We start from the raw sequence: 20,054 nt of genomic DNA, 5'->3' as shown, positions 1-20,054 counted from the left end.
CAGACATGCGCGTACTGATCGTGGAGGACGAGCCCTATCTCGCCGAGGCCGTCCGTGACGGTCTCCGGCTGGAGGCGATCGCCGCCGACATCGCCGGGGACGGCGACACCGCCCTGGAACTGCTCGGCGTCAACTCCTACGACCTCGCCGTCCTCGACCGCGACATCCCCGGCCCCTCCGGCGACGACGTGGCCCGGCGCATCGTCGCCTCCGGCAGCGGCATCCCGATCCTCATGCTCACCGCCGCCGACCGGATCGACGACAAGGCGTCCGGGTTCGAACTCGGTGCCGACGACTACCTCACCAAACCGTTCGAGCTGCGGGAGCTGGTCATGCGGCTGAGGGCGCTCGACCGCAGACGCGCGTACGCCCGGCCTCCGGTCCGCGAGATCGCGGGCCTGCGGGTCGACCCCTTCCGCCGAGAGGTCTTCCGCGACGGACGCTATGTGGCGCTCACCCGCAAACAGTTCGCCGTGCTCGAAGTGCTCGTCGCCGCCGAGGGCGGGGTCGTCAGCAGCGAAGAGCTGCTGGAGCGCGCCTGGGACGAGAACGCCGACCCGCTCACCAACGCCGTCCGCATCACCGTCTCCGCGCTCCGCAAACGGCTCGGCGAACCATGGATCATCGCCACGGTGCCGGGGGTCGGCTACCGCATCGACAACCGTCCGGACACCACCCCCGATCCGACCCCCAACCCCCCGCATGCCTAGGCGTCGCGGGCTCAGCGTCCGCCTCAAGCTCACCCTCAGCTATGCCGGGTTCCTCGCCGTCGCCGGTGGTCTCCTGCTCGCCGTCGTGTGGGGGTTCCTGCTGCGCTACGTCCCCGACAGCTCACAGGGCCTGCTCGGGATCTCGCCCAACCGCTACCTCCTCGTGCGGACCTTCGCCCCCGCCGCTGCCGTCGCGCTGGCCTTCCTGCTCGTGTTCGGTCTCGTCGGGGGATGGATCCTCGCCGGACGGATGCTCGCACCGCTCACCCGGATCACGGCCGCCGTACGGTCGACGGAGGGCGGATCGCTGTCCCACCGGGTCGCCATGGAAGGCCGCCGGGACGAATTCCGCGAGCTGGCCGACGCGTTCGACGCCATGCTCGAACAACTCGAGTCCCACGTCGGCGAGCAGCAGCGGTTCGCCGCCAACGCCTCCCACGAGCTGCGCACCCCACTGGCCATCTCGCAGGCGCTGCTCGACGTCGCCCGCCGGGACCCCACGCGGGACCGGGCCGAACTCCTGGAACGCCTACAGGTCGTCAACACCCGCGCGATCGACCTCACCGAGTCCCTTCTGCTGCTCAGCCGCAGCGACCGGGGAAATGTCACCCGGGAGAGCGTCGACCTGTCCCTCGTCGCCGAGGAGGCCGCCGAAACCCTGCTCCCGCTCGCCGAACAGCGCGGGATCACGCTCGCCGTCACCGGCGGAGCGACCCGGACGAGCGGCTCCGCGCAGCTCCTGCTGCGGATGGTCACCAACCTCGTCCAGAACGCCGTCGTCCACAACATCCCCGCCGGACCCGCCGTACCCGCCGGACCCGCCGGAGGCACCGGACCCGCCGAACCCGGCGGCGCCACCGTGACGGTCCACACCGAGACGCGTGGCGACACGGGCGTGCTGTGGGTCGAGAACACGGGCCGGCCGGTGCCGCCGGAGCTGGTGCCGACCCTCACCGAACCCTTCCGGCGCGGAACGGAACGCATACGCACCGACGAGCACGCCGGTGTCGGTCTCGGTCTGGCCATCGTGCGGAGCATCGTCCGCGCCCACGACGGGACCCTCGACCTCGTCCCCCGCCCCGGCGGAGGACTCCTCGTCACGGTCCGGCTTCCCGGTACGCCATCACGGGCATCGTCCGAGGGCGGGACCGACCGGGCCGGAGCCGGTCCACCGGACCCGGGCGGGGCCCACTAGACCGGAGCCAGGTCGTTCCTACGGCGCCGGCAGGACGGTCAGCGCGATCGAACCGTCGGCCGTCCGCTCCACCCGCAGCCGGGTGAGGTCGTCGATGTGCACGTCCGGTGCGAAGGCCGCCGCGCGCGGGCCCACGCCCACGACCCGCATGCCGGCCGCCCGGCCCGCCTCGATGCCGGCCTCGGAGTCCTCGAAGACGATGCAGTCCGCCGGGTCGAAGCCCACTTCGGCCGCGCCCTTGAGGAAGCCCTCCGGGTCCGGCTTGCTCGCGCCGACGCGCTCGGCGGTGACACGGGTCTCGGGCATCGGCAGCGCCGCCGCGCCCATCCGGGCCTGCGCGAGGGCCTCGTCCGCCGAGGTCACCAGGGCGTGCGGCAGCTCCGCGAGCGCGGCCATGAAGGCGGGGGCGCCGGGAACCGGTACGACCCCGTCGAGGTCGGCGGTCTCCTCGGCGAGCATCACCCGGTTGTCGGCGTGGTTCTCGGCCATCGGGCGGTCCGGGAGGAGGACGGCCATCGTGGCGTACCCCTGGCGGCCGTGGACCACCTTGAGCACGGCGTCCCCGTCGAGGCCCTGCCGGTCCGCCCAGCGGCGCCAGCAGCGTTCGACGACGGCGTCCGAGTTGACGAGGGTGCCGTCCATGTCGAGGAGGAGGGCGCGGGCGGTGAGCGTTGCCGGGGTGGTGGCGGGCATCAGGTCTCCAGAGAGGGTCGCGCGGAGAACGAAGCGGTCCCGCCCACCGGTCAGGGTTTCGCGGGCGGGGCCACTTTGTTCTTTCACGATACAAAACCGGGGACGGTCTTGGCCAACCGGTCCGCATGCCGGTCCCCGCCTGCCGGTCCGTACGCCGGTCCCCGCCTGCCGGTCCGTACGCCGGCCCCGCCCGCCGGTCCTCAGATGTGGGGCGTGTACCGCTCCAGGACCTCGCGCGTGTTCGGGCCGTACACGCCGCTCGGGTCGCCCTGGATGTACATGTACGACTGGTAGAGCCACACCGCGTCCCGTACGTCCCTGTCGTACTTGCCGTCGGTGTGGCCGCCGTACACCCCGACGTCGGTCAGCCGCCGCTGGAGGTCCCGTACCTCCGGCCCCGACGAGCCGATGCTCAGCGTCAGGACCTCCTCGGGCTCCCCCTTCGTCGCCGTGGGGGACGGCGTCGTCGCCGGTGTCGTCGTCGGCGGCGCGACCGGTGTCTCCGGCGGGGTGGACGCCGGGGGCGCCCCCGCGCCGGTCGTGGTCGGCGAGGGGCTCGGCGATGCGGTGGTGCGGGTCGCGGAGGGGGTGGGCGAGGGGGACTCGGTGGTCGGGTGCGGCGTGGGGGAGGACGAGGTCGGCTCCGGGGTCTCCGAGGTGGCGGACGGGGCCTCCGAGACGGCGAGGTTCAGGGACGCGCTCGTGGTCACCTCGGGCACGGCCGCCCGGTCGTCGGTCTCCTCGCCGCCGCCGAGCACGGCCGCCGCGAGGGCGGCGGTGCCCGCCACGGCGACGGCGGCCACCGCCGCGACGAGCACGCCCCGCTTGCGCCCCCGCCGCTCCACGGCCGGGCCCGGCGGTACGTCACCGACGCCGCGCAGCAGAAGCGGCATGGTCTCGGACGGCCCGCCCACGCCACTCGGGCCGCCCGCGCCGCCCGCGCCGCCCATGCCGCCCGCGCCGCCCATGCTGCTCGGGTCGGCCGCGCCGCTCGGGTGCAAGCCGCCCGGGGCCGCCTCCATCCGATACGTCTCCGCCGCCGCCTCACCCGGATACGGCCGGATCGCCGCCAGCTGGGCCGTCGGCGGGTCCTCACCCGTGGAGACGCCTCCGGAGGCACCTCCGGAGCCGTTCCCGTACGCGCTGCCGGACGCGCCGCCGGACGCGCCGCCGGACGCGCCGCCGGACGCGCCGCCGGACTCCCCGCCGTACTCACTCCCGTACGGGTTCGCGCCCCCCGCCCCGTACGGGGCCTCCTCCGGCGAGTCCAGCGTCACGTACGGCCTGATTCTGAGCGGGTCGAAGTCCTCGGCCGCCGCTATCTCCGCCTGGGCGCAGGCGCAGCCAGATCTGTGTACACCGCATTCAGGACAGACGTGTCCGGTCATGATGGGTTCCCCTCCCCGATACCACTGCGAGCGATTATGCAGCCCGCCCCTTTCGGGTGGGCGAACAGCCGTGCCCTTCCGCAGGCCGTAACCGGACATTCGGACCAGGATGAAGGGGCTCGTACGAGGTCGGTCCGAGGAGACGCCGGAGGAGACGCCCATGGCCCAGGAAGTACGCCCGTCCCCGCCCGACAGCGGCGGCGCGCCCGTGCCGGGCGAGGGGCAGAGCCACCGCACGGTCCTCGTCGCCATCGGCGCGCTGCTGCTCGGCATGCTGCTCGCCGCCCTCGACCAGACGATCGTGTCCACCGCCCTGCCGACCATCGTGAGCGAACTCGGCGGCATGGAGCACCTGTCCTGGGTGGTCACCGCCTACATGCTGGCGTCCACGGCCGCCACCCCCCTCTGGGGCAAGCTCGGCGACCAGTACGGCCGCAAGAAGCTCTTCCAGGCGGCGATCGTCCTCTTCCTCATCGGCTCCGCCCTCTGCGGCATCGCCCAGAACATGCCGCAGCTCATCGCCTTCCGCGCCGTCCAGGGCCTCGGCGGCGGCGGTCTGATGGTCCTGTCGATGGCGATCGTCGGCGACCTCGTGTCACCCCGCGAACGCGGCAAGTACCAGGGGCTCTTCGGCGCCGTGTTCGGCGCCACCAGCGTCCTCGGCCCGCTGCTCGGCGGCCTCTTCACCCAGCACCTGTCCTGGCGCTGGGTCTTCTACATCAACCTGCCGATCGGCGTCGTCGCCCTCTTCGTGATCGCCGCCGTGCTGCACATCCCGGTGCGTTCCACCCGGCACACCATCGACTACCTCGGCACCTTCCTCATCGCCTCGGTCGCCACCTGCCTGGTCCTCGTCGCCTCCCTCGGCGGCAGCACCTGGGCGTGGGGGTCGGCGCAGATCATCGGCCTCGCCGTCCTCGGAGCCGTACTCCTCGTCTGGTTCGTGTACGTGGAGCGGCGGGCCGCCGAACCCGTCCTGCCGCTCAAGCTGTTCAGGATCCGGACCTTCAGCCTGGTCTCCGTCATCAGCTTCGTCGTCGGCTTCGCGATGTTCGGCGCCATGACCTATCTGCCGACCTTCCTCCAGGTCGTCCAGGGTGTCACCCCGACCATGTCCGGCGTCCATATGCTGCCGATGGTCGCCGGCATGCTGATCACCTCGACCGCCTCCGGCCAGATCGTCTCCCGCACCGGCCGCTGGAAGGTCTTCCCGATCGCCGGCACCGCCCTCACCGCCCTCGGACTGCTGCTCCTCCACAAGCTCACGGAGACCAGCTCGACCTGGTCGATGAGCGTCTGCTTCTTCGTCTTCGGCGCCGGACTCGGCCTCGTCATGCAGGTCCTCGTCCTGGTCGTGCAGAACGCCGTCTCCTACGAGGACCTCGGCGTCGCCACCTCGGGCGCCACCTTCTTCCGCTCCATCGGGGCGTCCTTCGGCGTCGCCGTCTTCGGTACGGTCTTCACCAGCCGGCTCACCGGCAAGCTCGACGACGTCTTCGCCGACGCCGCCGCCGCAGGTCAGACCCTCCCGCCCGGCGTCGGCGCCGAGCAGGTCGCCGCCGACCCGCGCGCCATCGCTTCCCTCCCGGCCGAGCTGCGCCCCTCCGTCCTGCACGCGTACGCCACGTCCATCACGGACGTCTTCCTGTACGCGGCACCCGTCGTGCTCGTCGCCTTCGTCATCGCCTGGTTCCTCAAGGAGGACAAGCTGCGCGCGTCCGTCACCGCGCCCGACACCAGCGAGACCCTCGCCTCGAACCCGGTCGAGCGCTCCTCGTACGACGAATGCGCCCGCGCCCTGTCCGTCCTCGGCTCCCGCGAGGGACGCAAGGCGGTCTACGAGACGATCACCGCCCGCGCCGGGCTCGACCTGCTGCCCGCCGCGAGCTGGCTGCTGCTCCGCATCCGCCGCCACGGCACCGTCGAACCCGACCGGCTCGCCGAGACCGTGCCCGTACCGCTGCGGGCCATCACGGAGGCCTCCCGGCAGGTGGAGGAACGGCGCCTGGTCACCCGGGAAGGGCTCCAGCTGGTCCTTACCGAGGAGGGCGTCGGGGTGGCGGTCCGTCTCGCGGCGGCCCGTGAGGAGTCGCTCGCCGAGCTGCTCGGCGACTGGTGGGGGCCGGACCGGCCGACCGACCTGGTGCGGCTGGTGGAGCTGCTGACCGCCGAGATGAGCGGCTCGGACGCGGAACGCCCCCACAGCCCGGAGCCGCCCCGCGACCACCAGGCCTGAGCACCCCCCGGCACGCCGCCGCCCGCCACCCGGGGCGGTGCGTCAGAGGTCCTTGCCGTACCAGATGTCCATGTACGGGCCCGTGCAGTACGCCGGGATCTCCGCGTATCCGTGCCGTGTGTACAGGGCGCGGGCCTCGACCAGGTCCAGGCGCGTGTTGAGGACCATCCGGCGGGCGCCGAGCGCGCGGGCCTCGTCCTCCAGGGCGGCGAGCAGCGTGCCCGCCCCGCCCAGGCCCCGGAAGGCGTGGCGCAGGAACACCCGGGTCAGCTCGGCGCGCTCGTCGTCGAGCATCAGGACCCCGCCGCAGCCGGCCGCCTTGCCGCCGTACCGGGCGACCAGGAACCGACCGGTCGGCGGGGTCAGCAGCTCGACCCCGTCGCCGGTGAGCCCCTCGTCGATCTCGGCCTCGGTCGCGGGCCGCTTCCAGTAGCGGCTGGCGACGTCGTCGTAGTAGTCGCGGCGCAGGGCGGCGGCGTCCGGGGTGTCGACGTGCTCGGGGGAGAGGATCCAGGTCATGCGCGCCATTCTGCGGCGCGCACGCCCCGGCGCGCAGCCGGGTTTCGCCCCGGCCGCCCCGGCCTCGGCCCCGACCGCCGGCCCCGACCTCCGGCCCGCGACCGGGCCCCGACCCGGCCCCCGACCCGCGACCGAGCCCGCCCCGACCGCCGGCCCGCGACCGGGCCCCGACCCGTCCCGCCCCTCGTGGCTCAGTTCTTAGGGGACGTCGTCTGGACGACCTCGAAGGACCACAGCGTGGAGCCGGTCGCGGCGGGCTTCGGCCGCTCGCCGCCGCCCTCGCCGCCGCCCTGGTGGGCGGCCTTCATGGAGCCGTTCATCCAGTTCTGGAAGTCCTCCTCGCTGCGCCAGCGGGTGTAGACCAGGTACTGGTCGGTGCCCTCCAGGGGCCGCAGCAGCTCGAACCACTCGAATCCGTCGGAGCCCTCCACGGACCCGGCCCGGGCGGCGAAGCGCTGCTCCAGCACCTCACGCTGCTCGGCCGGCACGGTCAGGACGTTGATCTTCACGACACTGGGCACAGGACACCTCGTCACAAGCACGGGCCGGGCGCTGTGCCCGGCCTTGATCACGTACGTACCCGCAGTCTCCTACACCGCCCCGTCGGGACAGCGTGAAGACAGGGCGGCGAGAAGGCGGCGCGGACCGGGTGTCGGAGGCGGCTCCTATGCTGGGCGTCCCCGGTTAGGACGCCCTCGCGGGCTCATGAAGGGCAGGACATGAACCACAACCCCGCTGTTCTTCGGGCGGACGCGATACGTGCCCTGGCCGCGCGCTGGCTGCCCTGTCTCGGGGACGGGGACTTCGTCGTCTCGCCCGCCGGGCTGTGGCTGGCGCTCGGGGCCGTCGCCTCCGGGGCGCGGGGGCGGACCGGCGAGGAGCTGGGCGCGCTGCTCGGGGTCGAGGGGGAGGCGGCCGGCGAGGCCGTGACCGCCGTCGGGCGACGGATCGCGGCTGCCGGCGGGGTCGTGATGGCGACCGGGGTGTGGAGCAGGGTGCCGGTGCTCGAAGGGTTCCGGCGGGGGCTGCCCGGGGTGGGTTTCGGGGTGCTGCCCGGGGACGGGCAGGCGGAACTCGACGCGTGGGTAAGGGAGTCCACCGGCGGCCGGATCGACGGGCTGCCACTCCGGCTCGACGGATCCGAGGACCTGGTCCTGCTCAACGCCCTCGCGCTCAAGGCCTCGTGGCGTACCGCGTTCCGCGCGGACCTCACCCGCGACGAGCCCTTCACCGACGGAGACGGCACCACCCGGCCCGTACCGACCATGCGGCAGCGGATTCCGGCCGCCCAGGTCTGGTACGTGGACGGGGTCACGGTCGTCGAGCTGCCCTGCGCCGGGGAGGCGGGGGCCCTGGTGCGGTTCGTGCTCGGGCCCGAGGGCGCCGGGCCGGCCGAGGTGCTGCCCGCCGCCTGGGCGTCGGCGCGGGAGCGGCTCGCCGCCGACTCGGTTGATCTGGCGCTGCCGCGCTTCGAGTCGCGTACGCGGACCGGGGCGGACGCGCATCTGAAGGCGCTCGGCGTCACCCGGGCGCTGCGCCCCGGCGCCGAGTTCCCGGCGCTGTCCGATGCCGAGCTGTTCGTCTCCGAGGTGGTGCAGGAGGTCATGATCGAGGTCGCGGAGGAGGGGGTGGAGGCCGCCGCCGTCACCCAGGTCACGATGACCCGCAGCGCGGCCCGGCCCCCGCGGCCCGTGGTGGAACGGATCGCCTTCGACCGCCCCTTCGGCGTCGTCGTCCTCGACGCCACTGGAGAGCTGCCGCTCTTCACCGGGTGGCAGCGGAGCGCACCGGTCGCGGGGAAGGCCGTCCGGGGCCGCCCCGACGACCACCGCTGAGGCCGATCGTCCGGCGTCGGCGACGGCGACGGTCGTCGGCGGTGGTCGTGCGGCGGGCTCGGCGGAGTCGGCGTCAGCCGTGCGGTCGGCGTCGGCGGCGGCCGGTGCCGACCCGCGTCAGCTCGTCACGCGGGCCAGCAGCAGTCCGTCGTAGCCCTTCGTGCCGACCGTCTGGACGGCCGTCGCCTCCAGCCGGGGTTCGCGGGCCACGAGGTCGAAGAGTTCGCGGGTGCCGGTGATCGCCGGGTCCTCCGGGTGCGGGGTGGTGATCCTTCCCCCGCGTACGACGTTGTCGACGACGATCACCGTGCCGGGGCGGGACAGTTTCAGCGCCCACTCCACATAGCGCGGGTTGTTGACCTTGTCGGCGTCGATGAAGACCAGGTCGAAGGGGCCCGCGCCCTCCGCGTCCAGCTCCGGCAGGCTGTCGAGGGCCGCGCCCGTGCGGACCTCGACGAGCTTGTCCAGGCCGGCGCGCGCGATGTTGGCGCGGGCGACGGCCGCGTGCGCCGGGTCGTATTCGAGGGTGATCAGCCGGCCGTCGGCGGGCAGCGCGCGGGCCAGCCAGATCGTGCTGTAGCCGCCGAGGGTGCCGATCTCCAGGATGTTCCCGGCGCCCTGCGTCAGCGCGAGCAGGTGGAGCAGCTTGCCCTGGTTGGGCGCGACGGCGATCTCGGGCAGGCCCGCCGCCGCCGAGTCGGCGAGCGCGGCGGTGAGCACCTCGTCGCCGGGGGCGATCGTCTCGGTGAAGTAGTCGTCGACCTCGGTCCATCGGGGATCAGGCTGAGAGTTCGTCATGAGGCCGAACGTACACCGGCGTCGGGACCCGCCGGGCTCCCCGCGCGTCGCCGCCCCGCCCGGACCACCCGTACCGCGAGGAGCGCCGTCACCGCCGCGAGCAGCACCCCGCCGCCGACCGTGAGCAGCCAGACAGGGATGCCTCCGGCCACCGTCAGCAGACGGTCGGTGTACTCGACCCGGCGGTACGGGGTGTCCGCGACGGTCCGCAGATGGTGGTCGTCGTCGATCCGCTCCGGGTGCGGGAACTCCTGCTCCAGGACGGTCAGTCGGACCGGTCCCGCCCCGGCGAGCGCGGCGACGGCGCCCTCGGGGCGCTCGATCCGCCCGGCGAAGGTGACCTCGGGGCGGTCGCCGCCGATGGGGGAGCGGGGCTCCATCCGGTGCTCGGCCAGGACGTAGAGGCCGAGGGTCTGCGGAGTGCCGGCGAGCCGGGAGAGCCGCATGGGGTAGACGAGTTCGGGGGAGGCGAAGGTGATCCGGAGCGGGGTGAGTTCGCCGTACAGGACGGCACCCTCCTCCTGGGGCGCGAGCCGCACCGCGACGTACTCCCACTTCCGGTCCACGTACGGCTGGAGCGCGCCGGTCAGCCGTTCGGGCAGCTCGAAGCCGTTGGCGCGCAGCCAGCCGCCGAGCGCTCCGGGGTCGGTGGCGGTCAGCCGGGCCACGTCGAAGGGGCCGAGCCGCTCGCGGCCGACGACACCGACGCCGGGGGCCGCGCCGGGCGCCGGGGCCCCCACCCCGTCCCCGTGGTCCTCGGTGAACGGCCACTCGCCCTCGCGCGGCCAGAAGTGGAAACGGTCGCGCTGCTCGGGCTCGGTGAGCCGGTCGAGCGCGTCGAAGAGCGCGGGGTCGCCGAGGGTGACGCCGGCGCGGCTCGGTACGGGCATGATCCAGGCGGCGTGTTCGGCGTTGCCATGCACGTTGAAGCGCATGACGACCGTCTCGGTGCGCCCGTCCCAGCGGACGGCGGACTCCTCCCGGTCGACGCCGATGCGCTGGTCCCTCGACGGGATCATGGCGCCGCAGCCGCAGGCGTACGCCGGTGCGACGAGCGAGCCGAGCTGGAGCGCGAGCAGCGCGACGACGACGGCGAGGACGCGGTGCGTCCGTGCCCCTGGTGTTCGTGTGGTTCGGTGTGTCCCCCGCATGAGGGGTGGGACGTACCCGGTGATGATCCGGTTCCGTCCCACCCGGTGGCGCTCCGTGCGGTCCGGTCACCCGGCCGCCCGGTCCGCCCCGCTCACGCCGAGGCGCGGACCCGGAGTTCCTTGACGCCGTTGAGCCAGGCCGCCCGCAGCCGGCGGGGTTCGCCCGCCAGGGTGAGGTCGGGCAGGGCGTCCGCGAGGGCGTTGAAGATCAGGTCGATCTCCTTGATCGCGAGGGACTTGCCCAGGCAGAAGTGGGGTCCGCCGCCGCCGAAGCCGAGGTGGGGGTTGGGGTCCCGGGTGATGTCGAAGCGTTCGGGGTCGGTGAAGACCTCGGGGTCGTTGTTGGCGGAGGAGTAGAACAGGCCGACGCGGTCGCCCTTGCGGATCTGCCGGCCGCCGAGTTCGGTGTCCTGGGTCGCGGTGCGCTGGAAGGAGACCACGGGGGTCGCCCAGCGCACGATCTCCTCGGCGGTGGTCGCGGGGCGTTCCCGCTTGAAGAGTTCCCACTGGTCGGGGTGGGTGAGGAAGGCGTGCATGCCGTGGCTGATGGCGTTGCGGGTGGTCTCGTTGCCCGCGACGGCGAGCAGCAGGACGAAGAACCCGAACTCGTCGGAGGAGAGGTTCCCCTGCCCCTCGGCCGCGACGAGCTGGCTGACGATGTCGGCGGCGGGGCAGGCCTTGCGGTCGGCGGCCATGTTCATCGCGTAGCCGATGAGTTCCATGGCGGCCTCGGCGCCGATCTCCTCGGTGATGGCGTACTCGGGGTCGTCGTACGCGATCATCTTGTTCGACCAGTCGAAGATCCGGGAGCGGTCCTCCTGGGGGACGCCGATGAGTTCGGCGATCGCCTGGAGGGGGAGCTCGACGGCGACCCGGGTGACGAAGTCGAAGGTGCCGTCGGAGTCGGCGCTCAGCCGGGCCTCCTCGGCGATGGCGCGGGCACGGTCGCCGAGCGCCGTCTCCAGGCTGCGGATCGCCCGGGGGGTGAAGCCGCGCTGGACGATCTGGCGGACCCGGGTGTGCTCGGGCGGGTCCATGTTGAGCATGATCATCTTCTGGACGTCGATCTGATCCCGCTGGATGTTCTCGTTGAAGCGGATCACGGCGGTGTTGAGGTTCGACGAGAACAGCTCGGGGTGCGTGGACACGTACTTGACGTCCGCGTGGCGCGTGACGGCCCAGTACCCCTCGTCCTCGAAGCCCGTGATGCCGGCCTGCTGCGGGCACCACCACACGGGCGCCGTCTGCCGCAGCTCGGCGAACTCCGGGAAGGGGATGCGGTCGCGGAGCAGATCGGGATCGGTGGCGTCGAACCCTTCGGGGAGATGAGGGCAGGGCATCGGCAACACACTCCACATCTGATGGGTCGTCAGGAGTTGTCGTGAAAGTTAGTAACGAGTTCTACAAGTAGCAAGGGGCCGAACGGGAACTGTTGCCTCCCGGACCCTTGCGTACCCGCGGTAGCAGTCATAAGACTGCACTCAGAACTAGAACGCGTACTAGTTCCCCCGTGACGCCGACCGACGGGCTGCCGGGACGCCCCGTCCGGTCGAGGAGAGGACGAGCTCATGGCCGCGGAACCCGTCATCGTCGAAGCCGTACGCACCCCCATCGGCAAGCGCGGAGGCGCGCTCGCCAACCTCCACCCCGCCTACCTCCTGGGCGAGACCTACCGCGAACTCCTCGGACGCACCGGCATCCACGCCGACTGCGTCGAACAGATCGTCGGCGGTACGGTCACCCACGCCGGAGAACAGTCCATGAACCCGGCGCGCACCGCCTGGCTCACCATGGGCCTCCCCTACGAGACGGCCGCCACCACCGTCGACTGCCAGTGCGGCTCCTCGCAGCAGGCCAGCCACATGGTCGCCAACATGGTCGCGGCCGGCGTCATCGACATCGGGATCAGCTGCGGCGTCGAGGCCATGTCGCGCGTACCGCTCGGGTCCGGCTCCAAGCACGGACCCGGCAAGCCCTTCCCCGACGAGTGGAACGTCGACCTCCCCAACCAGTTCGAGGCCGCCGAACGCATCGCCCGCAACAGGGGCCTCACCCGCGAACGCGTCGACTCCCTCGGACTGCTCTCCCAGGAACGGGCCGCGAACGCCTGGGCCGAGGAACGCTTCAAGCGCGAGACCTTCGCCGTGCAGGTCCCCACCACCGAGGACGAGCAGGCGGCGGGCCACGGCATGTGGCGGCTCGTCGACCGCGACGAGGGTCTGCGCGACACCACCATGGAGGGCCTCGGCCGCCTCAAGCCCGTCATGCCGACCGCCGTCCACACCGCCGGGAACTCCTCGCAGATCTCCGACGGCGCCTCCGCGATCATGTGGGCCTCCAAGCGCATGGCCCGCGCCCTCAAGCTCCGCCCGCGCGCCCGGATCGTCGCTCAGGCCCTGGTCGGCGCGGACCCGCACTACCACCTCGACGGGCCGATCGACGCGACGCGCGCGGTCCTCGGCAAGGCCGGGATGTCGCTCCGGGACATCGACCTCGTCGAGATCAACGAGGCCTTCGCCTCGGTGGTGCTCAGCTGGGCGCAGGTCTTCGACCAGGACCTGGAGAAGGTGAACGTCAACGGCGGCGCCATCGCCCTCGGGCACCCCGTCGGGGCGACCGGTGCGCGGCTGATCACCACGGCTCTGCACGAGCTGGAACGGACGGACAAGGAGTTCGCGCTGATCACGATGTGCGCGGGCGGGGCGGTGGCCACGGGGACGATCATCCAGCGGTTGTAGCGGTTGCAGCGGTTGTGGTCCTGCGGCGGTCCCGCCGGCTCGCGGACCCCGGGCGGAAAACGCCGCAGGCCCCGCCCTCCCTGACGGGAGGCGGGGCCTTGCGGGTGCGCGGAGCGGCGGGTGACTCTTAGTACCAGCCGTTGGCCTGCCAGAACGCCCAGGCGGCGTTCGGGGAGCCGTAGCGCTCGTTCATGTAGTTGAGACCCCACTTGATCTGGGTGGCGGGGTTCGTCTTCCAGTCGGAACCGGCCGAGGACATCTTCGAGGCCGGAAGGGCCTGGACGAGGCCGTAGGCGCCGCTGGAGGAGTTGGTGGCGTGGTGGTTCCAGCCGGACTCGTGGGACACGATCTTGCTGAAGGACTGGTACTGCGAAGCGGGAACGATCTGCCGGGCGATGTCCTGCGGGCTGGCGGCCGAGGCCGCGCCCGTCGTGCCGAGCACCGCACCCGACGCGCCCAGCAGCACGGCTGCGGAGGCGGCGATGGACTTCTTGCGGGCAGCGACACGAGTGGTGATCGAGCGGATCAAGGTTTCTACCTAACTTCGGGGGCAAAGGGTGCGCCAGGCGATTTCGGCAAGCCGGAACCAGAGCCCGGGAGACCCGGGAACTGGAGGGAACCGGCCGTCCGTGGTGCTGCGGTGAGCACCGGCTGCCTGGCGACGTCCACCAGACAAGCAGGGCGGGAACGCCGACGCAACGACCCCCTGTACGAGGAAGGTTCGGACCCGGGGGGTGGGACACCCCGGGTGCGGTTCAGGTGTTTCCGCAGGTCATCACCCGTTGTGGGCGATTTGGGCGGGTACCTCCCGACTACTATTCCACGTCGTACGTGACGTAGGTCCTATGGGCCGCCTCACTCGCGGGGGCCTTCTCGGGGGCCTCGAATGTGACCTGGGCCTCGAAGTTCGCCCGCCGCGTCGCCCGCCGCAACGCCTTCAGGAGCGTCCCGCCGACCGTCACGGTCAGGACCACGGTCAGCACGGCACGGCCGAGGTCCCAGCCGAGGGAGGTGGCGACGAGGAAAGCGAGGAAACGGGCCAGGTTCTCGTGGGCCGGAGCGCCCGGCAGGAAGAAGATTCCGCCACCGTCGCCCCCGGCCGCCGCCGCCTCCCCGCCGCCGATCGTCACCCAGCCGTACAGATTGGTGACCGTGCCGTACGCGAACGCCGCCACGAAGCCGTACACGGACAGCATCAGCAGCTCGCCCCGGCCCCGGAACCGGTCCGGCCCCGGCAGCAGACCGGCACCCATCGTGAACCAGCCCATCGCCAGCATCTGCGTCGGCATCCACGGCCCCACCCCGCCCGTGAGCAGCGCGGACGCGAACATCGTCACCGAGCCCAGGACGAAACCGAAGCCCGGCCCCAGGACCCGGCCGCTCAGCACCATGAGGAAGAACATCGGCTCCAGGCCGGCCGTCCCCGCCCCCAGTGGCCGCAGCGCCGCGCCGACGGCGGCGAGCACCCCCAGCATCGCCACCGCCTTCGCGTCCATCCCGCAGTCCGCGATCGTCGCGACGACGACCGCGATCAGCAGCGGCAGCAGCACGGCGAAGAGCCAGGGGGCGTCGGCGGCGTGCGTGGTCACGGCGGAACCGGCGTCCGCGAAGAGGGGCCAGCAGATGGCGATGAGCCCGACGACGGAGACCAGGAGCAGGGCGGTCACGGAGCGGGGGCCGAGGCGGACGGGGCGGGTGGTGGGGCGGGTGGTCGTGGGGCCGGTGGTCACAGCGCGCTCTCCCCTTGCTCTGTGGGCCTTCGCAGTGCGCGCTCCACCTGTTCCACCGTGAGCCACGGCTGCGGGGCGAGGATCTTCGCCACCTGCGGCGAGAACGCCGGCGAGGACACCACCACCTCCGCCGTCGGCCCGTCCGCCACCACCTCGCCGTCCGCGATGATCACCACCCGGTGCGCCAGCTCCGCCGCCAGCTCCACGTCGTGCGTCGCGAGCACGATCGCGTGGCCCTCGGCGGCGAGCGTACGGAGCAGGGTGACGAGACGGGCCTTCGCCGCGTAGTCCAGGCCACGGGTCGGCTCGTCGAGCAGCAGCAGCGGGGGGCGGCCCGTCAGGACCACGGCCAGCGCCAGGGCGAGGCGCTGTCCCTCGGACAGGTCCCGGGGGTGGGTGTCGTCCGCGACGCCCGGCAGCAGCTCGGACACCAGCGCCCGGCACGTACCGGGCGCCGCGCCCGCGTCCGTGTCGGCCGCCGCGCACTCGGCGGCGACCGTGTCCGCGTACAGCAGGTCGCGCGGCTCCTGCGGGACCAGGCCGACCTGGCGGATCAGCTCGCGCGGGTCGGTGGTGTGCGGGGTGCGGCCGGCGACGCGGACGGTGCCGGCCGTCGGTTCGATCATGCCGACGAGGGTGGAGAGGAGGGTGGACTTTCCGGCGCCGTTACGGCCCATGAGGGCGAGGGTTTCGCCGGGGGCGACGGTGAGGTCGATGTGACGGAGAGCTTCCACGCGGGCGCGGCGGACGGCGAGGCGGTCGGTGAGGACGAGGGGGGTGGTGGGGGGTACGGGGGTGGGCTGGGTGCGGCGCCGCCGGAACAGGGAGAAGCCCCCACCCCGCCCCTTCCCGAGACCGGGGCTCCGCCCCGGACCCCGGTCCTCGAACGCCGGACGGACTGGAAACTCCGGCCCCGCCGGCGTTTGGGGCGCGGGGGTCCGGGGGCGGAGCCCCTGATTACGGGAAGGGCCGGGGTGGGGAACAAGCCCCCCGGGGCCCAACCCCTCCAGCCGCTCCTTCAGACCCCCCGCCCGCCGCCGCGCATCCCGCACCGTCAGCGGCAGCGGGTCCCAGCCCGCCACCCGGCCGAGACCCACCACCGGCGGATGCACCGGCGAGACCGCCATGATCTCGGCCGGCGGGCCCATCACCGCGTCCGGCAGCAGGATGATCCGGTCCGCGTACTGGACCACCCGTTCCAGGCGGTGTTCCGCGAGGAGGACCGTCGTGCCGAGGTCGTGGACCAGGCGCTGGAGGACCGCGAGGACGTCCTCCGCCGCCGACGGGTCCAGCGCGGAGGTCGGCTCGTCGAGGACCAGGATCTTCGGGTGCGGGGTGAGGACGGAGCCGATCGCGACCCGCTGCCGCTGCCCGCCGGAGAGCGTGGCGATCGGGCGGTCGCGGAGTTCGGCGAGGCCGAGGAGGTCGAGGGTCTCCTCGACGCGGCGCCGCATGACGCCGGGCGCCAGGCCCAGCGACTCCATCCCGTACGCCAGCTCGTCCTCGACCGTGTCGGTGACGAAGTGCGCGGACGGGTCCTGCCCGACCGTGCCGACCAGGTCCGCCAGCTCGCGCGGCGGATGCGTGCGGGTGTCGCGGCCGTCGACCGTGACGCGGCCGGTCAGGGTGCCGCCCGTGAAGTGGGGGACGAGCCCGGAGACCGTGCCGAGGAGGGTCGACTTGCCGACGCCCGAGGGGCCGACGAGCAGCACCAGTTCGCCTTCGGGGACGGTGAGGTCGACGTCCCGCAGGGTGGGCCCGGCGGCCTCGTCGTAGGTCACCGAGACGTTCTCGAAGCGGATCACGCGTTCTCCTTGCCGGGCGGTACGGGGGCCACGAACGCCGGCACCAGGCCCACCAGGACCGACACCGCCGGCCACAGCGGCAGCTCCGGCGCCTCCAGGGGGACGACCCCGGGGTGCAGGGCCTCGGGCGCGTACTGGTTCGCCCAGATCATCAGGACCGCGACCGCCGCCCCGGAGCCCGCGACCAGCCAGGCCCGGAGTCCCCAGTGGTCCGGCCGGTAGCGGGTGCGGACCGTCCGGCGCCCGCCGAGCCGCAGCCCGGCCATGGCCGCGAGCAGCCCGGCGGCGAGCAGCGGCAGCCCGTAACCGGCGCCCTCCGCGGCGAGCAGCCCGTACGAACCGGCGCAGACGCCGAGCAGACCGCCCAGGGTCAGCACGTTCGTGGTGCGCCGCACGGAGGCCGGGACCCGCGCCGTCCGCCCGTACCCGCGCGCGTCCATCGAGGCGGCGACGGCGATCGACCGTTCGAGCGCGCCCTCCAGGACCGGCAGGCCGATCTGGAGCACCGCCCGCACCCCGCCCGTGGGGCGCCCGCGAAGGCGCCGGGCGGTACGGAGCCGGACCACGTCCGCGACCATGTTCGGCGCGAAGGTCATCGCGACGACGACGGCGACCCCGGCCTCGTACAGCGCGCCCGGCAGCGACTTCAGCAGCCGTGCCGGGTTGGCGAGCGCGTTCGCCGCGCCCACGCAGATCAGCAGGGTCGCCAGTTTGGCGCCGTCGTACAGCGCGAACACCAGCTGCTCGACCGTCACCCGCCCCCCGATGCGGATGCCCTCCGCCCAGTCGGGCAGCGGCAGCTCGGGCAGCGTGAACAGCACGTGCGTCCCCGGGATGGGGGAGCCGAGGAGCAGCGAGAAGACGACCCGCAGGCCGACGACGAACAGGCCGAGCTTCACGAACGCGCCGTACGAGCGGGCCCACGGCGCGTCCGTACGCCGGGCCGCGACGACATAGCCGGCGACCCCGACGAGCAGACCGAGCAGCAGCGGGTTGGTGGTCCGGGAGGCGGCGACGGCCAGACCGAGCGCCCACAGCCACCAGGCGCCGGCGTGCAGGGCATTGGCCCGGCTCGCCTCGGGGGCCGTGAACACGCCACGGGCCGTGAAAGCGCCCCGGGCCGTGAACACGCGACGGGCCGTACTCATCCGCGCCGGCGGGCCTTCCATATCGCCGCGCCGCCGAGGGCCAGGACCGCCGCCCCGCCGGCGAGCACGCCGAAGGACGGGCCGCCGCCGTCGGCGTCCCCCGCGGCGGCCGGCGCGGCCTCGGCCGGTGCCGACGCACCCGGCGCCTTCTCCGCGACCTGCTCGCCGCAGCCCCGCACGGGGTAGCCCGCGATCCCGCACAGCATGGCCGCGCTGTCGTACCGCAGCGGCTTCGCCACCTCGGCCAGCGCCTCCGCGCCCGTCGCGTCCTCGCGGACCCGCGCACAGCCGACCTCGATCAGCTTCTCCGGCGGGGTCTCGCCCGGCGGGGCGTCCAGCGGTCCGCCGAAGTCGACGACGACCGCGACGCGCTTGCTGCCGTCCTTCGCGTCCGTGCCGCCGCAGATCCCCGGGAAGTCGGGGGCGACGGAGGGCAGGGAGGTGTCGTCCGTGCCGTTGCTGATCGCGAAGCGGAAGCCGATCACATCGCCGTCGGCGGGCCGGGCGGTCGCCGGGCCCTGGGTGGCGTACGCCCAGGGCTTGCCGCCGTCGCTCTCCCAGAACGACCAGTAGCGGTAGCCGGCGGCCTGCGCCGGGGTGGCCGCGACCCCGGCGAGGGTCAGCAGCGCGCCGGCCGCGGCGCCCGCGATCCGGGCGCCGGTCCTGCGGGCCGCCGTCACTTCTTGCGGCCGCTCACGAGGAAGCCGATGCCGACGCCGACGACCATGCCGATGCCGATGATCCACCAGACGTCGAAGCCGGAGCCCTCGTCGTCGCTGGTCGAGGACGCGGAGGTGTCCGGGGTCTTGGGCGCGGGGCCGGTCGCGTTGAGCTGCCCGACCAGGTCCGCCGTGCCGAACTCGCGCGGGTCGGTCTCCATCGAGCGGGAGGCCAGGATCAGCTGCGCGTACGCGGCGGGGCCGTTCTCCTTCGCCCAGGCGGCGGAGTGCGTCTCCAGCCACTGGAGGGCGGGCTCGGCCTGCCGGGCGGCGCCGGCGCCGGCCAGCGCCACGACCGCGTCGGCGGTGTTGCCGAAGTCGGGCTGCTCGCTGGTGTCGGTGGCGCCGGGCATCGGCGGGGTGTTCAGGTGGGCGGTCTTGAGGAGCGCCTTCGACAGGTAGGAGGCGCCGTTGAGGGCGGCCCGCTCGACGGTCGGCTTCGTGAGGTCCTGACAGGTCGGCTGCTGCTGCGGGGAGGCCTTGGTGGCGACGATGCTCTTGCCGAGCCCGGCGAGGGTGGCCGCGGCGGTGGCGTCGGCGTTCGCGAGCAGCTTGCCGCTCTTGTCGGGCTGGTAGGCGAACGCCCCGGCGCCCTCCTCGTCCGAGCAGGGCACGGCGAAGGTGAGGAGCGCGTCGTAGGGCGTACGGCCCTCGGAGGAGGTGTACGAGCCGGGCTTGACGCTGATCGCGGCGAGCGTGCCGATGACGAGCGAGGTGGAGTTGGCGTCGCTGGGGCTGCCGGAGGTGTAGCCCCAGCCGCCGTCCTTGTTCTGCACGGTGCGCAGCCAGCCGGCGCCCGCCTTGACGGCCTCGTCGAGCTTCTCCGGGTCGGCGGCCTGGCGGCGGACGGCGCCCAGCGCGTGCACGGCGGCGGCGGTGGCGTTGGTGTCCCGCATGGTCTTCGGGTCGCAGGGCTTGGTGACGTCCGCGCGGTACGAGGCGAACGAGCCGTCCTCGCACTGCTGGCCGAGCAGCCAGTCCACGGCCTGGTCGGCGGGCTGGTAGCCGGTGGCGCGCTGGGCGAGGAAGGCGAGCGACTGGCGCCACACACCGTCGTACGTCGGGTCCTTCGTGCCGTACAGGCCGGGCGGGAGCGTCCCCGCGGAGGGGGTGGGGGAGGGCGCGGCGGAGGCCGCGCCGACGGCTCCGGTGCCGAGCAGGACGGCGGCGGCTGCGAGCGCGGCGGCGCCTCGGCGGACGGTGTTCATGGAGCCCTCTCCTGCGGCCGGGCACCGGCACGCCTCAGGGGCACCAGGCTCCGGCTCCGTATTCCTCGACGGTGCCGGCGGTCACGTCCCGCACGGGGCATTCCGACTCGCCGCTCTTGCGAACGGCTCACGGTTGCGGGTCAGTGCCGGAGTCGCACCGGCTTCCCCCCGTACGGGCATG

Annotated in this window: 18 protein-coding genes and 1 riboswitch; of the genes, 5 read left to right on the top strand and 13 right to left on the bottom strand. The window is 73.3% G+C overall.

Annotated elements, in window-relative coordinates; all coding sequences use genetic code 11:
• The first annotated feature begins 5 nt into the window (after positions 1-5).
• Positions 6-710 (top strand): response regulator transcription factor, encoded by a 705-nt coding sequence (locus tag V4Y03_RS09490; RefSeq protein ID WP_332434627.1) that lies wholly within the window; start codon positions 6-8, stop codon positions 708-710.
• Entirely contained in the window at positions 703-1,905 is a 1,203-nt protein-coding gene (locus V4Y03_RS09485; protein WP_332434626.1) for a sensor histidine kinase, read from the top strand. Before V4Y03_RS09490 ends, V4Y03_RS09485 begins: the two co-directional genes overlap by 8 nt.
• Before the next feature lie 18 nt (positions 1,906-1,923).
• On the opposite strand, the gene V4Y03_RS09480 is transcribed toward V4Y03_RS09485, so the two are convergent.
• Positions 1,924-2,598, bottom strand: a complete 675-nt coding sequence (locus V4Y03_RS09480) for an HAD-IA family hydrolase (protein ID WP_317876524.1) — start codon at positions 2,596-2,598, stop codon at positions 1,924-1,926.
• Between the two features lie 200 nt (positions 2,599-2,798).
• Entirely contained in the window at positions 2,799-3,875 is a 1,077-nt protein-coding gene (locus V4Y03_RS09475) for a peptidoglycan-binding domain-containing protein (protein ID WP_332434625.1), read from the bottom strand.
• Between the two features lie 271 nt (positions 3,876-4,146).
• Between V4Y03_RS09475 and V4Y03_RS09470 the strand changes: the two genes are divergently transcribed.
• Positions 4,147-6,222 carry an MDR family MFS transporter gene (locus V4Y03_RS09470; RefSeq protein ID WP_317878723.1) on the top strand — a complete coding sequence of 692 codons (2,076 nt, stop codon included), beginning with the start codon at positions 4,147-4,149 and terminating at the stop codon, positions 6,220-6,222.
• A gap of 42 nt (positions 6,223-6,264) precedes the next feature.
• Here the strand turns inward: V4Y03_RS09470 and V4Y03_RS09465 are convergent, their stop codons facing one another.
• Together V4Y03_RS09465 and V4Y03_RS09460 are read right to left on the bottom strand one after the other, a co-directional pair.
• Positions 6,265-6,750 carry a GNAT family N-acetyltransferase gene (locus V4Y03_RS09465; RefSeq protein ID WP_442809865.1) on the bottom strand — a complete coding sequence of 162 codons (486 nt, stop codon included), beginning with the start codon at positions 6,748-6,750 and terminating at the stop codon, positions 6,265-6,267.
• A gap of 182 nt (positions 6,751-6,932) precedes the next feature.
• Positions 6,933-7,262, bottom strand: a complete 330-nt coding sequence (locus V4Y03_RS09460; protein WP_332434624.1) for an antibiotic biosynthesis monooxygenase family protein — start codon at positions 7,260-7,262, stop codon at positions 6,933-6,935.
• Positions 7,263-7,460: 198 nt separating this feature from the next.
• On the opposite strand from V4Y03_RS09460, the gene V4Y03_RS09455 reads away from it, so the two are divergent.
• A complete protein-coding gene (locus V4Y03_RS09455; RefSeq protein WP_317878732.1) occupies positions 7,461-8,576 on the top strand; it encodes a serpin family protein in 1,116 nt (371 codons plus the stop codon).
• A 117-nt stretch (positions 8,577-8,693) separates the two neighbouring features.
• Here V4Y03_RS09455 and V4Y03_RS09450 read toward each other — a convergent pair whose 3' ends face one another.
• The 3 genes from V4Y03_RS09450 to V4Y03_RS09440 form a co-directional block, all read right to left on the bottom strand.
• Positions 8,694-9,374, bottom strand: a complete 681-nt coding sequence (locus tag V4Y03_RS09450) for an O-methyltransferase (RefSeq protein WP_332434623.1) — start codon at positions 9,372-9,374, stop codon at positions 8,694-8,696.
• Positions 9,371-10,525: a DUF2330 domain-containing protein gene (locus tag V4Y03_RS09445; RefSeq protein ID WP_332437139.1), complete on the bottom strand. Its 1,155-nt coding sequence runs from the start codon at positions 10,523-10,525 to the stop codon at positions 9,371-9,373. The genes V4Y03_RS09450 and V4Y03_RS09445 overlap by 4 nt, the downstream gene beginning before the upstream one ends.
• A gap of 92 nt (positions 10,526-10,617) precedes the next feature.
• Positions 10,618-11,865 carry a cytochrome P450 gene (locus tag V4Y03_RS09440; RefSeq protein WP_317878117.1) on the bottom strand — a complete coding sequence of 416 codons (1,248 nt, stop codon included), beginning with the start codon at positions 11,863-11,865 and terminating at the stop codon, positions 10,618-10,620.
• A gap of 228 nt (positions 11,866-12,093) precedes the next feature.
• Between V4Y03_RS09440 and V4Y03_RS09435 the strand changes: the two genes are divergently transcribed.
• Positions 12,094-13,263, top strand: coding sequence for a steroid 3-ketoacyl-CoA thiolase (locus V4Y03_RS09435; protein WP_317878116.1), 1,170 nt, complete (start codon positions 12,094-12,096; stop codon positions 13,261-13,263).
• A 127-nt stretch (positions 13,264-13,390) separates the two neighbouring features.
• Here V4Y03_RS09435 and V4Y03_RS09430 read toward each other — a convergent pair whose 3' ends face one another.
• The 6 genes from V4Y03_RS09430 to V4Y03_RS09405 form a co-directional block, all read right to left on the bottom strand.
• Complete coding sequence (locus V4Y03_RS09430) at positions 13,391-13,792, bottom strand: transglycosylase SLT domain-containing protein (protein WP_317878115.1); 402 nt, start codon at positions 13,790-13,792, stop codon at positions 13,391-13,393.
• Positions 13,793-14,078: 286 nt separating this feature from the next.
• Positions 14,079-14,993, bottom strand: coding sequence for an ECF transporter S component (locus V4Y03_RS09425; protein WP_332434622.1), 915 nt, complete (start codon positions 14,991-14,993; stop codon positions 14,079-14,081).
• Complete coding sequence (locus V4Y03_RS09420; RefSeq protein WP_332434621.1) at positions 14,990-16,798, bottom strand: ABC transporter ATP-binding protein; 1,809 nt, start codon at positions 16,796-16,798, stop codon at positions 14,990-14,992. Before V4Y03_RS09420 ends, V4Y03_RS09425 begins: the two co-directional genes overlap by 4 nt.
• Complete coding sequence (locus V4Y03_RS09415; RefSeq protein ID WP_443079763.1) at positions 16,795-17,946, bottom strand: energy-coupling factor transporter transmembrane component T; 1,152 nt, start codon at positions 17,944-17,946, stop codon at positions 16,795-16,797. The genes V4Y03_RS09420 and V4Y03_RS09415 overlap by 4 nt, the downstream gene beginning before the upstream one ends.
• Entirely contained in the window at positions 17,943-18,626 is a 684-nt protein-coding gene (locus V4Y03_RS09410) for an SCO2322 family protein (RefSeq protein WP_332434619.1), read from the bottom strand. Before V4Y03_RS09410 ends, V4Y03_RS09415 begins: the two co-directional genes overlap by 4 nt.
• Positions 18,623-19,873, bottom strand: coding sequence for a prenyltransferase/squalene oxidase repeat-containing protein (locus tag V4Y03_RS09405; RefSeq protein ID WP_332434618.1), 1,251 nt, complete (start codon positions 19,871-19,873; stop codon positions 18,623-18,625). The genes V4Y03_RS09410 and V4Y03_RS09405 overlap by 4 nt, the downstream gene beginning before the upstream one ends.
• Before the next feature lie 95 nt (positions 19,874-19,968).
• Positions 19,969-20,041: riboswitch (cobalamin riboswitch) on the bottom strand.
• Between the last annotated feature and the right edge of the window lie 13 nt (positions 20,042-20,054).

It is taken from the genome of Streptomyces sp. P9-A4, assembly GCF_036634195.1.
Classification (GTDB): Bacteria; Actinomycetota; Actinomycetes; order Streptomycetales; family Streptomycetaceae; genus Streptomyces.
This window is presented reverse-complemented; position numbering and strand designations above follow the sequence as displayed.

Excerpts from the sequence above, each read along its gene's own strand:
- V4Y03_RS09490 (WP_332434627.1), top strand. The coding sequence starts at position 6 with ATGCGCGTACTGATCGTGGAGGACGAGCCCTATCTCGCCGAGGCCGTC.
- V4Y03_RS09485 (WP_332434626.1), top strand. The coding sequence starts at position 703 with ATGCCTAGGCGTCGCGGGCTCAGCGTCCGCCTCAAGCTCACCCTCAGC.
- V4Y03_RS09480 (WP_317876524.1), bottom strand. The coding sequence starts at position 2,598 with ATGCCCGCCACCACCCCGGCAACGCTCACCGCCCGCGCCCTCCTCCTC.
- V4Y03_RS09470 (WP_317878723.1), top strand. The coding sequence starts at position 4,147 with ATGGCCCAGGAAGTACGCCCGTCCCCGCCCGACAGCGGCGGCGCGCCC.
- V4Y03_RS09465 (WP_442809865.1), bottom strand. The coding sequence starts at position 6,750 with ATGGCGCGCATGACCTGGATCCTCTCCCCCGAGCACGTCGACACCCCG.
- V4Y03_RS09455 (WP_317878732.1), top strand. The coding sequence starts at position 7,461 with ATGAACCACAACCCCGCTGTTCTTCGGGCGGACGCGATACGTGCCCTG.
- V4Y03_RS09450 (WP_332434623.1), bottom strand. The coding sequence starts at position 9,374 with ATGACGAACTCTCAGCCTGATCCCCGATGGACCGAGGTCGACGACTAC.
- V4Y03_RS09445 (WP_332437139.1), bottom strand. The coding sequence starts at position 10,525 with ATGCGGGGGACACACCGAACCACACGAACACCAGGGGCACGGACGCAC.
- V4Y03_RS09440 (WP_317878117.1), bottom strand. The coding sequence starts at position 11,865 with ATGCCCTGCCCTCATCTCCCCGAAGGGTTCGACGCCACCGATCCCGAT.
- V4Y03_RS09435 (WP_317878116.1), top strand. The coding sequence starts at position 12,094 with ATGGCCGCGGAACCCGTCATCGTCGAAGCCGTACGCACCCCCATCGGC.
- V4Y03_RS09415 (WP_443079763.1), bottom strand. The coding sequence starts at position 17,946 with ATGAGTACGGCCCGTCGCGTGTTCACGGCCCGGGGCGCTTTCACGGCC.
- V4Y03_RS09405 (WP_332434618.1), bottom strand. The coding sequence starts at position 19,873 with ATGAACACCGTCCGCCGAGGCGCCGCCGCGCTCGCAGCCGCCGCCGTC.